At 68.9% G+C, this 14,018-nt stretch carries 13 protein-coding genes; 7 read left to right on the top strand and 6 right to left on the bottom strand.

The annotated features are described in order from the left end of the window. Positions 1 to 11 precede the first annotated feature (11 nt). The 5 genes from FHT98_RS18745 to mutL all read left to right on the top strand — a co-directional run bounded on the left by FHT98_RS18745 (position 12) and on the right by mutL (position 6,779). A complete protein-coding gene (locus FHT98_RS18745; protein WP_061964961.1) occupies positions 12 to 656 on the top strand; it encodes a hypothetical protein in 645 nt (214 codons plus the stop codon). A gap of 148 nt (positions 657 to 804) precedes the next feature. Then, the gene (locus tag FHT98_RS18750) at positions 805 to 2,094 is read left to right on the top strand and encodes a M16 family metallopeptidase (RefSeq protein ID WP_248309253.1); all 1,290 of its coding nucleotides are present in this window, start codon (positions 805 to 807) and stop codon (positions 2,092 to 2,094) included. Positions 2,095 to 2,147: 53 nt separating this feature from the next. Next, positions 2,148 to 3,443 (top strand): M16 family metallopeptidase, encoded by a 1,296-nt coding sequence (locus FHT98_RS18755; protein WP_142114900.1) that lies wholly within the window; start codon positions 2,148 to 2,150, stop codon positions 3,441 to 3,443. Positions 3,444 to 3,479: 36 nt separating this feature from the next. Then, the gene (locus FHT98_RS18760) at positions 3,480 to 4,805 is read left to right on the top strand and encodes a glucose-6-phosphate isomerase (protein WP_142114901.1); all 1,326 of its coding nucleotides are present in this window, start codon (positions 3,480 to 3,482) and stop codon (positions 4,803 to 4,805) included. A 156-nt stretch (positions 4,806 to 4,961) separates the two neighbouring features. Beyond that, positions 4,962 to 6,779 carry a DNA mismatch repair endonuclease MutL gene (gene mutL, locus FHT98_RS18765; protein ID WP_142114902.1) on the top strand — a complete coding sequence of 606 codons (1,818 nt, stop codon included), beginning with the start codon at positions 4,962 to 4,964 and terminating at the stop codon, positions 6,777 to 6,779. A gap of 46 nt (positions 6,780 to 6,825) precedes the next feature. Here mutL and phhA read toward each other — a convergent pair whose 3' ends face one another. The 3 genes from phhA to FHT98_RS18780 form a co-directional block, all read right to left on the bottom strand. Beyond that, a complete protein-coding gene (gene phhA, locus FHT98_RS18770; protein ID WP_142114903.1) occupies positions 6,826 to 7,701 on the bottom strand; it encodes a phenylalanine 4-monooxygenase in 876 nt (291 codons plus the stop codon). A gap of 270 nt (positions 7,702 to 7,971) precedes the next feature. Further along, positions 7,972 to 8,535 carry a 16S rRNA (guanine(966)-N(2))-methyltransferase RsmD gene (gene rsmD / locus FHT98_RS18775; RefSeq protein WP_061964949.1) on the bottom strand — a complete coding sequence of 188 codons (564 nt, stop codon included), beginning with the start codon at positions 8,533 to 8,535 and terminating at the stop codon, positions 7,972 to 7,974. Between the two features lie 3 nt (positions 8,536 to 8,538). Continuing rightward, entirely contained in the window at positions 8,539 to 10,680 is a 2,142-nt protein-coding gene (locus tag FHT98_RS18780) for a pseudouridine synthase (protein ID WP_142114904.1), read from the bottom strand. Positions 10,681 to 10,803: 123 nt separating this feature from the next. Here FHT98_RS18780 and FHT98_RS18785 point away from each other — a divergent pair, with 123 nt between their 5' ends. Next, positions 10,804 to 11,268, top strand: coding sequence for a nucleoside deaminase (locus tag FHT98_RS18785; RefSeq protein WP_248309254.1), 465 nt, complete (start codon positions 10,804 to 10,806; stop codon positions 11,266 to 11,268). A gap of 3 nt (positions 11,269 to 11,271) precedes the next feature. On the opposite strand, the gene FHT98_RS18790 is transcribed toward FHT98_RS18785, so the two are convergent. Then, a complete protein-coding gene (locus tag FHT98_RS18790) occupies positions 11,272 to 11,523 on the bottom strand; it encodes a hypothetical protein (RefSeq protein WP_061964945.1) in 252 nt (83 codons plus the stop codon). 64 nt (positions 11,524 to 11,587) lie between these two features. Further along, entirely contained in the window at positions 11,588 to 12,331 is a 744-nt protein-coding gene (locus FHT98_RS18795; protein ID WP_142115818.1) for a sulfite exporter TauE/SafE family protein, read from the bottom strand. 105 nt (positions 12,332 to 12,436) lie between these two features. Between FHT98_RS18795 and FHT98_RS18800 the strand changes: the two genes are divergently transcribed. Beyond that, positions 12,437 to 13,183, top strand: coding sequence for an ArsR/SmtB family transcription factor (locus FHT98_RS18800; RefSeq protein ID WP_142114905.1), 747 nt, complete (start codon positions 12,437 to 12,439; stop codon positions 13,181 to 13,183). Here the strand turns inward: FHT98_RS18800 and FHT98_RS18805 are convergent. Beyond that, positions 13,143 to 14,015, bottom strand: a complete 873-nt coding sequence (locus tag FHT98_RS18805; protein ID WP_142114906.1) for a patatin-like phospholipase family protein — start codon at positions 14,013 to 14,015, stop codon at positions 13,143 to 13,145. The two genes, FHT98_RS18800 and FHT98_RS18805, sit on opposite strands and share 41 nt — an antisense overlap. Positions 14,016 to 14,018 lie beyond the last annotated feature (3 nt).

Raw genomic sequence — 14,018 nt, forward strand, 5'->3', positions numbered from 1 at the left:
GGAGATTTGACATGGCCGGACGCATTCGCGTGGCTCATCTGCTGATCGCCGGCGGGCTTGTGCTTGCCGCTTCGCCGGCCTTCGCGCAGGACGGCATGCTGTTCAAGAACCTGATGGAAGGCATCATGGGCAAGGGCGACGGCGGCGATATCGACTATCGCGCCCGCGCGCCGCTGGTCGTTCCGCCGAATTCGACGCTGCCGCGTCCGCAGGAGGCGGCCAGCGAGCGCAACGCCGCCTGGCCGAACGATCCGGATGTCCAGCGCCGCAAGGACGAGGCCAACGCACTGCCCTACGTGTCGGCGCTTGGCCTGCAGAACAATCCGATCATGTCGCCGCAGGAGATCCGCCGCGGCCGGACTGCGGCGCGCCAGCCGACGGGGCCGATGGTCTCGGAAGAGCAGAATATGTACAACAACCAGATCAAGCCGATCCGCATCGGCCGCGAGATGGCCGCGCGCCAGAACCAGGTCGATCAGGATACGCTCGCCTATGGCTCCGAGCCGCCGCGCCGCACCCTGACCGAACCGCCGGTTGGCTATCGCCGTCCGGCTTCGACGGCCGCGATCGGCCCGGGCCAGCGCGGCCCGGTGGAAGACAAGCAGGCTGTCGGTGCGCGTGAATTCTCGACCGGGCGCGGCCCGGTGATGCAGTAGGCGGTACGGCATCGACGAAAGGCGCCATGGCTGCGGCCAGGTCGCCGCACCCGATTGCCCCTTGCCGAAGCAGGGACGCCTGACCAAGTTGTTCAGAAGGGCGGGCGCGTCGCGCCCGCCCTTTTTTCGATCGAGGAGACGGCACCAGGTGAACATCCATGCGCAAGGGACCGACCTGGCGCAGCCGGTCGAATCGTTCCGGCTGGCCAACGGCCTCGATATCGTGGTGGTGAAGGACCGGCGCGCGCCGGTCGTCACCCACATGGTCTGGTATCGCAACGGCTCGGCCGACGATCCGGCCGGAAAGTCGGGCATCGCGCATTTCCTCGAGCACCTGATGTTCAAGGGCACGGAGCGCTGGCCGGCCGGCGAGTTCTCCAAGATCGTCGCCGGCTTCGGCGGCCAGGAGAACGCCTTCACCTCCTTCGATTACACTGCCTATTTCCAGCGCGTGCCGAAGGAACACCTGCGCGCGATGATGGATTACGAAGCCGACCGGATGACCGGCCTCTCCTTCGACGAGGGCGTGGTCGCGCCCGAGCGCGACGTGGTGCTGGAGGAGCGGCGCATGCGCGTCGATTCCGATCCTGCCGCCCAACTCGGCGAGGAATTCTCCGCGACTTTGTTCTTCCACCACCCTTACGGCACGCCGATCATCGGCTGGGAGCACGAGATCGAGCGCCTGAGCCGGGATGACGCCTTCGCCTATTACCAGCGCTTCTACACGCCGGAGAACGCGATCCTGGTCGTCGCCGGCGATACCGATGCCGCCGAGGTTCGTCGCCTCGCGGAGGAAACCTATGGCAGGATCGCCGCGCGTGGCGCGGCGCCCGTCCGCTCGCGCCCGATCGAGCCGGAACCGCGCGCCTCGCGCCGCGTCCAGCTCAATGATCCGCGCGTGCAGCAGCCCTCGCTGCGTCGCGGCTGGCTGACCCCGACCTATACGGCCGGTGAGCGCGACGAGGTTCTGGCGCTCGAACTCGCAGCCGAGATCCTCGGCGGCGGCACGACCTCCCGGCTCTACCGCAAGCTCTGCGTCGAAGACGAATTGGCTGCCGGCGCCAACGCCTATTTCATGGCCTCGATGGTCGACCGTGCGGCGTTCCAGATCTCTGCCAGCCCGCGCCCCGGCGTCGAGATGGCGGCGATGGAGGCCGGGCTCGATGCGGCACTCGCCGCCTTCCTGACTGACGGACCGACCGAGCTGGAACTGGCGCGGGCCCGCACGCGGCTGGTGGCGGAAACGGTCTTCGCGCGCGACAACCAGTCCTCGCTTGCCCGCATCTTCGGCTCGGCGCTGGCGGTGGGCGAGACCGTCGAGGATGTGCTCGCCTGGCCTCAGCGTATCGAGGCCGTCGGCCGCGAGGCGATCGTCGAGGCGGTGCGCCGCTACCTCAAACCTGATCGCAGCGTCACCGGCCTGCTGCTGCCGGCCTGACGCCGCCGTCTTATCGAACGGGCGGAGATCAGGTTCCGCCGACAGGAAGCGACATGAACGCCCCGATTCCGACGCCCAAGCTCAACACGGCCGGCCCCGCCATCGCCGTCCAGACGGTCCGCTCGCCCGGCGGCATCGAGGCCTGGCTGGTCGAGGAGCACAGCCTGCCGCTGATCGCGGTCGATTTCGCCTTCGATGGCGGGGCCAGCCGCGATCCCGAGAACGCCGCCGGCAGCGCCTATCTGATCTCCGGTCTGCTCGACGAGGGCGCCGGCGATCTCGATGCCGAGGCGTTCCAGGGCCGCATGGCCGACCATGCCATCAGCCTCGGCTTCGAAGCGCGCCGCGACGATTTCCACGGTTATCTGCAGACCCTCTCCACGCATCGCGACACGGCCTTCGATCTGCTCGGCCTGGCACTCAACAAGCCGCGCTTCGATGCCGACGCCGTCGGCCGCGTCCGCGCCCAGGTCATCGCCGGGTTGCAGCGTCAGGCGAGGAACCCCGAGGTGATGTGCCGCAACGCGCTCTATGCCGCGGCCTTCCCGGGGCACCCATACAGCCGGCCCGAGAAGGGCGATATCGACAGCGTCTCCAAGCTGGAAGCTCCCGCGCTGAAGGCGTTGAGGCCGACGCTGCTCGATCGCGCCGGGCTTAAGGTCGTCGTCGTCGGGGATATCAGCGCGGCCGAACTCGCCGGGCGGCTCGATGCGCTGTTCGGGGATCTGCCCAAGGGCGAGGCACGGACTCGCCCGGCGCAACCCCTGCCGATCCAGGGCCTCGGCCAGACCCATGTCATCGATCTCGACGTGCCGCAGACGGTGCTGCGCTTCGTCGCGCCGGGGCTGATGTGGGACGATCCGGATTTCATGACCGCGAGCGTGCTGAATCACATCCTCGGCGGCTCGGCCTTCACCTCGCGCCTCTTCATGGAGGTGCGCGAGAAGCGCGGGCTTGCCTATGGCGTCTCCTCCAGCCTGATGCCGATGCGCGAGAGCGCCATGCTGGTCGGCGGCACCGCCACGCGAAACGACCGCGCGGCGGAATCGATGAAGGTCATCCGCGAGGAAATGCTGAAGCTCGCCGAGGACGGCCCGACCGAGCACGAGGTCGAGGAGGCCAAGCGCTACATCATCGGCTCCTACCCGCTGCGCTTCGACACCTCGCCGAAGATTGCCGGGGAATTGCTGGCGCTGGCGCTGCGTGGCGATACGCCGGATTTCCTCGCTCGCCGCAACGGCCTCTTCGCGGCCGTGACGCTGGCCGATGTCAAGCGCGTCGCGCAGCGCCTGTTCGGCAAGCCCGAACTGCTCGTCCAGGCGGTTGGCAAGCCCGTCGCACTGGTCTGAAATAGCCTCCTTCTTCTGTTGTTACGGATAGGGTTCATGCCTCAGCAAAGCTTCGATCTCGCGCTCGAATCCAAGGTCGGCAAGGGCGGCATCCCCGATGGCGCCTTCGAGAAGGCTCTGGCCGATCTCAAACCGGCGCTGGCGAAGCTGCAGGCGCAGGCGAAGGACGGTTCCCTGCCGCTCCTCAAGCTGCCAAGTGACACCGCCGATCTCGGCCCGGTGAAGGCAGCCGCCGAGCGATTGAAATCCGGCGGCACCACCGATGTGCTGGTGCTCGGCACCGGCGGCTCCAGCTTGGGCGGCCAGACGCTGGCGCAGCTCACCGGCTATGGCATCGTCGGCCTGTCGCAGTTCACGCCCGGTCCGCATGTGCATTTCATCGACAATCTCGACCCGGCGACCTATGCGGCCCTGCTGGCCAAGCTGCCGCTCAAGACCACCAAATTCGTCGCCATCTCGAAATCGGGCGGCACCGGCGAGACTTTGCTGCAGTCGATCGCGGCGATCGAGGCTTTGCGCGGCGCGCATCTGACCGATCAGCAGATCGGCACGCATTTCGAAGGGCTTTCCGAGCCGGCCAAGCCCGGCAAGCTGCATCCCCTGCGCGCCTTGCTTGAACCCTTCGGCACGCCCTTCCTCGAACATCACACCGATGTCGGCGGGCGCTATTCCGTGCTGACCAATTGCGGCCTGCTGCCGGCCGCCGTGCTCGGCCTCGATATCGAGGCGCTCCGGCTCGGCGCCAGCCGCGCGGTCGCGCCGCTCTTCGCCGGCAAGGATGTCCGCGAGACGCCTGCGGCGCTCGGCGCCGCGCTGCATCTCGCTGCGATGCGTTCGGGCAAGAACATCGCCGTGCTGATGCCCTATGCCGACAAGCTGGCTTTGCTCACGCGCTGGTGGATGCAGCTCTGGGCCGAAAGCCTCGGCAAGGACGGGCAGGGTACCCAGCCCGTCGGCGCGCTCGGCCCGGTCGACCAGCATTCGCAGCAGCAGCTTTATCTCGCCGGCCCGAAGGACAAGTTCTTCACCGTCATCACCACGAGCGTGAAGGGCAAGGGCCCGCAGATCGACGCCGCCCTGGCGGAAAAGATCGGGCAGGCCGATTTCGCCGGCAAGACCATCGGCGACCTCGTCGCGGCGCAGGGCATCGCGATGATCGACACCTTCGCCAGGAACGGTTGCGCAGTGCGTCGCTTCCATGTCGAGCGTATCGACGAGACCAGCCATGGCGAGATGCTGATGCATTTCATGCTGGAGACGATCCTGACCGGCTACGCCATGGGTGTGGACCCGTTCGACCAGCCGGCGGTGGAGGAGGCGAAGCTCCTCGCCAAGCGCTATCTTGCCGAAGGGCGGGCCTGAAAGCGCTTTTCGATAGAGGCGCGTCATGCTCGGGCTTGACCCGAGCATCTCATGACATGAAGGCTCTGGAGCCTCTTTCGGAGAGAGATTCTCGGGTCTGCGCTGCGCTCCGCCCGAGAATGACGAGCCCTGTTTTCCGATGACCGCCAGAGCACCATGACCGTTCGCCGCCTCGATCCCGTCCTGGTCGACCGCATCGCCGCCGGCGAGGTGATCGAGCGACCGGCCGCCGCCGTGAAGGAACTCGTCGAGAACGCGATCGACGCTGGCGCGCGCGCCATCGCAGTCACCATCCAGGGGGGCGGCCGCGAGTTGATCCGCGTCGTCGACGATGGTGCCGGCATGACGCCGGAAGACCTCGAACTCGCCGTCGACCGCCATGCCACTTCGAAACTCCCCGACGGCGATCTCTTCGCCATCGACACGCTCGGCTTCCGCGGCGAGGCGCTCCCCTCGATCGGCTCGGTCGCCCGGCTGTCGATCGCGACGCGCCGGCGCGATGCCGCGCAGGGCTCCCGCCTCGTCGTCGAGGCCGGCGAGAAAGGCGTCGTCCGCCCCGTTGCCGCCGCGCCGGGCACCCGTATCGAGGTCTCGGACCTCTTCATCTTCACTCCGGCCCGCCTCAAATTCCTGAAGAGCGACCGCGCCGAGGCGCAGGCCGTCTCCGAGATGCTGCGCCGCCTCGCCATCGCCCATCCCGAGGTGCGTTTCTCGCTGGAGGGCGAGCATGTCAGCGCCTTCGACTGGCCGGCCGAGCCGATCGGCGAGGAGGGGTTGCTGCGCCGTCTCGGCCGCGCGCTTGGACGCGATTTCCCCGACAATGCGCTGAAGATCGAGGCCGAGCGCGAGGGCTTCCGCATCTCCGGCTTTGCCGGTCTGCCGACCTTCCATCGCGGCACCTCTGCCGGCGTGCATCTGGCCGTCAACGGCCGCCCGGTGCGCGACAAGCTGCTGCTCTCGGCGGTACGCGGCGCCTATGCCGATGTCGTGCCCTCGGACCGGCACCCGGTGCTCTTTCTCGATGTCGGCTGCGATCCGCGCTCGGTCGACGTCAACGTCCACCCGGCCAAGAGCGAGGTGCGCTTCCGCGACCCCGCTCTGGTGCGCGGCCTCGTCGTTTCCGGCCTGAAGGCGGCGCTCGCCGCCGCCGGCCACCGCGCCACCACGACGGGCGGCGCCCGCACGCTCGATGCCTTCCGCGCCGTGCTCTCGATGGGCGGCGGCGGCAACGCGATCCCGCGCCCGAACTTTCCGCAGGCGCCGGGCTGGAACGCCGCGGCCTCAACCCCGGCGAGCGCGCCGCAATCCGGCTTCGCCGATTTCGCCGCGTCCTCCGCCGACGCCCGCGCCCATCTCGCCGAGCCTTCGGCCGATGCGCTCGACCGGCCGCTCGGCGCCGCTCGCGCCCAGGTCCATGAGACCTATATCGTCGCCCAGACCCGCGAGGGTGTCGTCATCGTCGACCAGCACGCCGCCCATGAGCGCCTCGTCTATGAGCGCCTCAAGGCCGAGCGCGCCCGCAACGGCATCGCCCGCCAACCTCTGCTGCTGCCGGAAGTGGTCGAGCTCGACCCCGTCGATGCCGACAGGTTGATCGCGGCGGGCGGCGAGCTCGAAAGCCTCGGCCTCGTGCTGGAATCCTTCGGCCCCGGCGCGGTGCTGGTGCGCGAGGCACCGAGCCAGCTCGCCGGCGGCAATCTCCAGCGTCTTGTCCGCGACGTCGCCGATGCGCTCGCCGAGCACGGCCAAGTTTCTTCAGGCGCGGGCTCTCTGGAGCGCCGGCTCGACCATGTCCTGGCGACGATGGCTTGCCACAACTCGGTCCGTGCCGGCCGCCGCATGCGCCCCGAGGAGATGGACGCGTTGCTGCGCGAAATGGAGGTCACGCCCAATTCCGGCCAGTGCAACCACGGCAGGCCGACCTATGTCGAACTGAAGCTGTCGGATATCGAGCGGCTGTTCGGGCGGCGGTGAGGCGTCGGCGTCTGTTGCCGACCCAAGCTACGGCTCGGCTTCAACCTCACTTCAGCTTCGTCTTCGTTGTCGGGAAATCGCGCCAGAAATGGCCGCTGCCTTTCCGGACGACCACGTCCTGCGGCAGGATCTCGAAGGGCGTGTGGGTCGGCTGGGTACGCAGTTCGTCGAAGCGGGTGGCGAAATCGCTGCGCCTGAGCAGGTCGAACAGCTGCTCGAAGCGGTCGATGACGAAATAGCTCGCCTGGAAATCGTCGATGTAATAGCCGGTGCGCAGCACGCGCTCGAGATTGAAGGCAAGGTGGTGGGCGGAAGGATCGTCCACCACATATTTCGCCTCGCCGAAGGACGAGACGATGCCCGCGCCATAGATGCGGATGCCCTCGGGCTTGCGGATCAACCCGAATTCGATGGTGTACCAGTTGAGGCGGGCGAGGAACTTCACCCCCTTGGTCTCGACCGCGACAAGCCCGATGCGGCCGTACTCGTTCATGTAGTCGGCATAGGCGGGGTTGGTCAGCAGCGGCACGTGGCCGAAGACATCATGGAAGACGTCGGGCTCCTCCAGATAGTCGAGTTGCTCGCGGCTGCGGATGAAGGTGCCGGCCGGAAACTGGCGGTTGGCCAGCATCTGGAAGAAGGGGCGCGACGGGATCAGCCCCGGAACCGCCACGACCTCCCAGCCGGTGAGCCGCCGCAGCCGCTCGTTCATGCGCGCGAAATCCGGCACGCCTTCGGGGCCGATGCCGAGCGCTGCAAGGCCGTCGAGATATTCCTGGCAGACATGGCCCTTCAGGGTCCGCTGCTGGCGCTCGAACAATACACGCCAGATGGCGTGGTCCTCGGCGGTGTAGCGCTCCCAGTCCTGGTCGATGATGCAGTCCTCGACGGTCTGCGCGTTCAGAAGAGCATGTCCGGACATCGTTTTCGCTCCTGAGAGCTGGCCCTGGCTCCAGCTGCGAGGCTCCGTATCGCCACAACGCCCGACATGGGCTCGCAGATCCGGCAGTGCCGCAATTGAAGCTAGAATACGCCCTTGGCGTCCGGGCGCGAAGCGCACTTCCGGCCAGCCCCTACGGTGGCGCTTTCCGAAAACAAGCTTGCCGCGCCGCTTGAAGCGTGGCGAGCTTCGGAAGCTCTGCCTGCGGTCAGACGCAGAACTCTCTGCCGGCCTGCGGCGCCGTATGGAGGCCTATTCCTTGACCTGCAGCATCACGACCTGCGTCTCGCCATAACCTCGCCGTTCCAGCTCCTCGAAGCCTTCGGGCAGGCTGATCTCGGCATCTGCGGCCTCTTCCAGAACGATCAATGCATCCGGCGCCAGCCAGCCGCCCTCGCGGGCCGAGATCAGCGCCTTCTCGCCCAGCCCCTTGCGATAGGGCGGATCGCAGAAGACGAGGCCGAAGGGGGCCATGCCGGTGATCGTGCCGAGCTTGGTCGCGTCGCGGCGGAAGATGCGGCTGAAGCCGGCAAGCCCCAAAGCCATCTGGTTCTCGCGGATAATGCCGCGTGCCTCGGTGCCGTCATCCACGAGCAGCGCGAAACCCGCGCCGCGCGACAAGGCCTCGAAGCCGAGCGCGCCCGTTCCGGCGAAGAGATCGAGCACGCGCGCGCCGTCGACCGTCTCGCCATAGGCATGGGCGAGCACGTTGAACAGGGATTCGCGCAGACGGTCCGAGGTCGGCCGGATGCTGCCGATCCCCGGTTTCGGGCCGGCCAATGGCCGGCCGCGCAGGCGTCCTCCGACGATCCGCATCGCTTAGCTGCGGTTGCCGCCACCGGGACGGGGGCCTCTGCCGCCGCCGCCGGGGCGTGGGCCTTTGCCACCACCCGGCCGACCGCCGCCCGGCTTGCCGCCGAACGGGCGTCCACCGCCTGCCGGCCGCTCCGAGGAACGGCCCCCGAAGCTCTTGCCACCCGGTTTGTCACCGAAGCTGCGGCCACGCGGCCGATCTTCGGCCGAACGCTCGCGGAAGGCACGGGCAGGGCGCTCAGTGCCGTCGCGTGGAGCACGCTCGGGACGTTCGCTACGCGGAGCGCGATCCTCCCAAGGGCGATCGCCGCCGCGGTCGCGACCGTCGTCCTCGCGGCGCGGGCGCCGTGCCGGCCTGTCGTCGCCACCAGAGCGCTCGAAGGAACGCGGTGCGCGCGCCTCGTCGCCACCGCGCTCCTGGGCACCGCGTTCCTGGCGCGGCTTGCGGTCGGGGCGGCGCTTGCTCTCGCGTTCCGGAGCGGCGCGCTCTTCCGAAACGGGCGCGCGGACGCGCTCGACCAGCACGCGCCGGCCCTTCGGGTCGGCGATCGGCGTGTCGCGGCGGCGTTTGACGTCGCCGGTGGCCTCGCGCTCCTGCCGCTCCAGCTTCGGATCGGCACCGCGGCGCGGCGGAGCCTTGCGCTCGCGCTGCGGCTCGGTTTCGGCATCGCGCCAGACGGTGCGGGTCCAGGGCTTGTCGCCGCGCAGCGGCGCGCGGGCGGGCTCGTCGTCCCGGCCGGCTTCGTCGCGGCGGCGTCGCGGGCGATCGTCGCCGGCCGGAGCCGGGCGCGGTGCGGTGGGCAGGGCATCGCGGCGCGGCGATTCGAAATCGGCGCCGGCCTTGGCCGTAAGCTCGCTGCCGAGCTGGTCCTGCAGCACGCGCGAGCGGATTTCGTCGGCCTCGCCCTCTTCGAGCTCGCCGAGCTGGAACGGCCCGAAGGAGATGCGGATCAGCCGGTTCACCGTCAGCCCGAGATGCTCGAGAACGGTCTTGACCTCGCGGTTCTTGCCCTCGCGCAGGTCGACCGTCAGCCAGGTGTTGAAGCCCTGCTGGCGTTCGAAGCGGGCGATCACCGGTCCGTACTGGATGCCGTCGATGGTGACACCGTCCTTGACCGTGTCGAGCACATCCTGCGTCACCTCCCCGAAGGCGCGCACGCGGTAGCGCCGGAGCCAGCCGGTCTCCGGCAGCTCCAGAACCCGCGCCAGCCCGCCATCATTGGTCAGCAGCAGCAGGCCTTCGGTGTTGATGTCGAGCCGGCCGATGGTCAATACGCGCGGCAGGTCTTCCGGCAGCACGTCGAAGACGGTCGGGCGGCCTTCCGGGTCGAAATTGGTCGTCACGACGCCGCGGGGCTTGTGATAGAGCCACAGCCGCGTGCGCTCACGGGCCGGCAAGGGCTCGCCGTCGATCAGCACGATATCGGTCGGCTTGACGTCGAGGGCCGGGCTGTCCAGCACCGTGCCGTTCACGCTGACGCGGCCTTCCGCGATCATCGCCTCGCTGTCGCGACGCGAGGCGACGCCGGCCCGCGCCATCACCTTGGCGATCCGCTCCGGCTCCTCCGCCGTGATCAGCTTGCGCTCGGGCGCGTCCTCGCGCGGACGGCGCGGACGATCATCCTGCCCCTCGAAGCGCGGCGCGCGCGGGCGCGAAAAGCGCTTCTCGCCATCGCGGCCCTCGCCACGTGGCGGCCGGTCGCCCTGCGGCCGGTCACGGCCGGCGAAGGGGCGCTCACCGGATCGTGCCGGACGCTGCGGGCGTTCATCACTGGTCCGCTCGCGGAAGCCACGGCCTTCGCCTTCGGTCCTGGAGCGGGTCGGCCTGTCGCCATCGAAACGGCGCGGACGGGCGGCTTCGCCCTCGCTGCCGGCAGGGCGCTCGAAGCGGCGGGCCGGGCGCTCGTCGCCGGCTGAATGGCCGCGGAAGGGCTTGCGCTCACCGTCACGGGCGGGGCGATCATCGCCGGCCGGGCGGCTGCGGAAGGGCTTGCGCTCGCCGTCGCGCGCGGGTCCGCGACCTTCCCCGCCTGCACGGGTGCCGAAGGGCTTGCCGCCGAAGCTTTTGCCACCGGAGCCGGGTCCACGGCCGCCGGCGCCGCCACCCTTGCGCGGGCCGCGGCCTCTGTTGTTGTCGTCGTCTTTCATGGCTGCTCCTGAGCCGGCCGAGCACAACCGCTTTGCGGGAAAGGCCTGGCTCGCTTATTCGCTATAACCGGCGCTTGTAGCAGAGGCTTTCCCTTGCTGCGAGCGCCAAAGCTGGGGTTTTCGATGTCGCTGCCGCAACACTCATCCACGATCGACGCGATGGCACTCGCCTTCGACGAGGCGAAGGCTGCCGCTTCGCGCGGCGAGGTGCCGGTCGGCGCGGTGGTGCTGCGCGACGGTGTGGTGCTCGGCCAGGCCGGCAACCGCACGCTGGAGCTGAAGGACCCGACGGCGCATGCCGAGATGCTGGCGCTCAGGCTGGCTTGCGAAGCGATCGGCAGCGAGCGCCTGATCGGCTGCGATCTGTACGTCACGCTCGAGCCCTGCCCGATGTGCGCGGCGGCGATCTCGTTTTCCCGGATCAGGCGGCTCTATTTCGGCGCGGGCGATCCGAAGGGCGGTGCGGTCGAGAACGGCGTCAGGCTCTACGAGAGCCCGACCTGCCACCATGTGCCGGAGGTCTATGGCGGCCTGCGCGAGACGGAAGCCGCGGCGCTGCTCCGGGATTTCTTCCGCGAGCGGCGCTGACGCTCACGTATCCGACGAGGCGATGCCGAATTTCGCCGAGAGCTGCGCGCGGTCCATGCAGGAGACGTCATAGGTCACCTGTCGCCCCTTGAATTCCGGGCGTTTGCCGAATTCCTTGGTCATCGTGCGAGCGATGTCGTCGATCCGCGCCTCGCAGGCCTGCGCCGTGGTGAAGCCCATTTCGCTGACGCGGCTGGTGGCGCAATGCGCCTCGCCGGCGACGCAGGCCATGATGACCATGGTGAAGGCATCCATGTGAGGCGCTCCCGTTGCTGGCGGTCGAGGCTGCGCCCGTATGGTTAGCGCCCGGTTAAGGCCGTCAGCCGAGGCTGCGCCAGCAGAGATAGGTTCCGAGCGCCAGGAGGCCGGCGAAGAAGCAGATCTTGAAGGTCGCAGGCGAGATGCGGCTGCGGATGAACTGCCCTCCGCCCATGCCGATCAGGGCCGGGACGAGCGCCAGCAGCGACTGCCAGGCAACGGTGCCGTTGAGCGCGCCCGCCCCGATCAGCCCGAAGGACAGCGCCAGCGTCGAGACGATGAAGGAGATGCCGAGCGCCTGCACCAGCTCGTCCTTGTCGAAGCCGAGCGCCTGCAGATAGGGCACGGCCGGCAGCACGAAGACGCCGGTCGCGGCCGTGACGACGCCGGTGGTGAAACCGATGACCGGGCCGAGCCAGCCCTCCCAGTGAGGCGGCACGCGCAGCTTCGCCGCCTTCAGGCCGACCAGCGCGTAGAGGATGAGTGCCGCGCCCAGCCAGAGCGTGGCCGAGCCGTCCTTCTGCTGTTGCAGAAGCCCGGCGCCGGCCCAGGTGCCCAGGCAGATGGTCGCGAGCATCGGCCAGAGCCGGCGCAAGGTCGAAAGCAGCTTGGGTCCGGTCGCGATCTGCCAGCCATTGGTGACCAGATTGGGTACGACCAGCAGCGCCGCGGCCTGCGCCGGCGCCATCACCACGCCGAGAATGCCGACCGCGATGGTCGGCAATCCCAGCCCGATCACGCCCTTGACGAAGCCGGCGAACACGAAGGTCGCGGTGACGAAGATGAGGAGAGCTGTGTTGTCCATGCCCTGCTTGTGGCATTGCCGCAGGCGGCTGTCGCGGCCCGATGCTACGGCCGGCGCCGTAGCGTTCCCGCTTGCGGCGATGGCGGGATGGCGCATCATGTAACCATGAGCACCCAAGGTCCCTATCTCGCAGAGATCGCCCATCTGATGGGCGATCCGGCCCGCGCCAACATGCTGCACGCGCTGATGGATGGGCGCGCGCTGACGGCCAAGGAGCTCGCCTGGATCGCCGGTATCGCGCCGCAGACCGCGAGCGGCCACCTCGCCAAGCTGATGCAAGGCGGCTTGATCGATGTCGCAGCGCAGGGGCGCCATCGCTATTTCCGGCTCGCCGGGCCTGAAGTGGCGACGGCGCTCGAAGGGCTGATGGTGCTGGCCAATCTTGACGGCACCAGCCGGCGCCTGCTGTCCCGTGTCGGCGCCGAACTGAGCCAGGCCCGCACCTGCTACGACCATTTCGCCGGCCGGCTCGGTATCGGCATCCACGATGCGCTGATGGCTGGCGGCCATCTCGCCGCCAGCGAGGGTGGCTACGCGCTGACCGCCTCAGGCAAGGCGATCTTCAGGGCACTAGGTCTTGATCCTGACGCCACCGCCAGGAGCCGCCGCGCCGCCTTGCGCCCCTGCCTCGACTGGAGCGAGCGCCGGCCGCACTTGGCCGGCCATCTCGCCGCCGCTCTGGCCTGCCGCTGCTTCGAGATGGATTGGGTCCGCCGCCGCAAGGACAGCCGCGCCGTCATCCTGACGGATGAGGGGCGAGGGGTGTTGGAGGCCGCGCTGCCGGGCTTCCGTTGCGATGCGCCGGAGCCGATCAGCCCTGCGCTTCGAGAGCGCGAGCCAGCGCTCGCTTGACCTCGTCCTTGATCGGCTCTGCCGCCGCAAGGATCGCCTTCGCCTTGAAGAAATCGAGTCCGCTGATGCGGTCGGCTCCCGCACGGATCAGGATGTCCGGCGGCTCCTGCTCGATCTGGCGCTGGACCAGCGTGCGGGTCAGGATCTGCGATGCGCCGACGAGCGCCTCCATGGCGCCGGGAATGCGGGCTTCGCCGGGCTCGGCCATGGGAGCGCTGACATCGACCGCGACCACGATGCGGCCGGGCGCCAGCAACTCCCGATAGGGCAGGGGATCGATGGCGCCGCCGTCGATCAGCACGCGCCCGCCGAGTGCGACCGGCCGTACCAGCCCGGGGATGGCGAGCGAGGCCGCGACGGCCGGCGTCAACGGTCCATCATGCAGCGCGACCACGGTGTGGCGGTGATAGTCCGCCGCGATTGCCGTGAATGGGATCGACAATTCCTCGAACCGATCCGGCACCGCCTCTGGCCAGAACAGGTCGAGCAGCCTTTCGCCATCGATCAATACGGGATTACCGAGCCCGCGCACGAGATCGGCGAGCTTGCCGACGCGGCAATCGAGCAGGCGCGCGATCACCCGCGCCCGGTCGCGGAAGGTCGACAGCACATGCTCCCGCAACTCCCGGCCGGAAAGCCCGGCGGTATAGGCCGCGCCGATGATGGCGCCGATCGAGCAGCCGGATATTCGCGCGGGCCTGAGGCCGAGTTCGTCGAAGGCTTCGAGCACGGCGATATGGCTCAGGCCCCGCGCTCCACCGGCCCCGAGCACGAGCGCGATCTCGGGCGCGCTTCCGCTTGGCGGCGCTTCGGAGGGGCGGGAACGTGGCATGCC

This window comes from Allobosea sp. AK1 (assembly GCF_006714945.1).
Lineage (GTDB): Bacteria > Pseudomonadota > Alphaproteobacteria > Rhizobiales > Beijerinckiaceae > Allobosea > Allobosea robiniae.

Bases quoted from the DNA above. Each gene is read 5' to 3' on its own strand.
- FHT98_RS18745 (WP_061964961.1), top strand. From the start codon at position 12: ATGGCCGGACGCATTCGCGTGGCTCATCTGCTGATCGCCGGCGGGCTT.
- FHT98_RS18755 (WP_142114900.1), top strand. From the start codon at position 2,148: ATGAACGCCCCGATTCCGACGCCCAAGCTCAACACGGCCGGCCCCGCC.
- FHT98_RS18760 (WP_142114901.1), top strand. From the start codon at position 3,480: ATGCCTCAGCAAAGCTTCGATCTCGCGCTCGAATCCAAGGTCGGCAAG.
- mutL (WP_142114902.1), top strand. From the start codon at position 4,962: ATGACCGTTCGCCGCCTCGATCCCGTCCTGGTCGACCGCATCGCCGCC.
- phhA (WP_142114903.1), bottom strand. From the start codon at position 7,701: ATGTCCGGACATGCTCTTCTGAACGCGCAGACCGTCGAGGACTGCATC.
- rsmD (WP_061964949.1), bottom strand. From the start codon at position 8,535: ATGCGGATCGTCGGAGGACGCCTGCGCGGCCGGCCATTGGCCGGCCCG.
- FHT98_RS18780 (WP_142114904.1), bottom strand. From the start codon at position 10,680: ATGAAAGACGACGACAACAACAGAGGCCGCGGCCCGCGCAAGGGTGGC.
- FHT98_RS18785 (WP_248309254.1), top strand. From the start codon at position 10,804: ATGTCGCTGCCGCAACACTCATCCACGATCGACGCGATGGCACTCGCC.
- FHT98_RS18790 (WP_061964945.1), bottom strand. From the start codon at position 11,523: ATGGATGCCTTCACCATGGTCATCATGGCCTGCGTCGCCGGCGAGGCG.
- FHT98_RS18795 (WP_142115818.1), bottom strand. From the start codon at position 12,331: ATGGACAACACAGCTCTCCTCATCTTCGTCACCGCGACCTTCGTGTTC.
- FHT98_RS18800 (WP_142114905.1), top strand. From the start codon at position 12,437: ATGAGCACCCAAGGTCCCTATCTCGCAGAGATCGCCCATCTGATGGGC.
- FHT98_RS18805 (WP_142114906.1), bottom strand. From the start codon at position 14,015: ATGCCACGTTCCCGCCCCTCCGAAGCGCCGCCAAGCGGAAGCGCGCCC.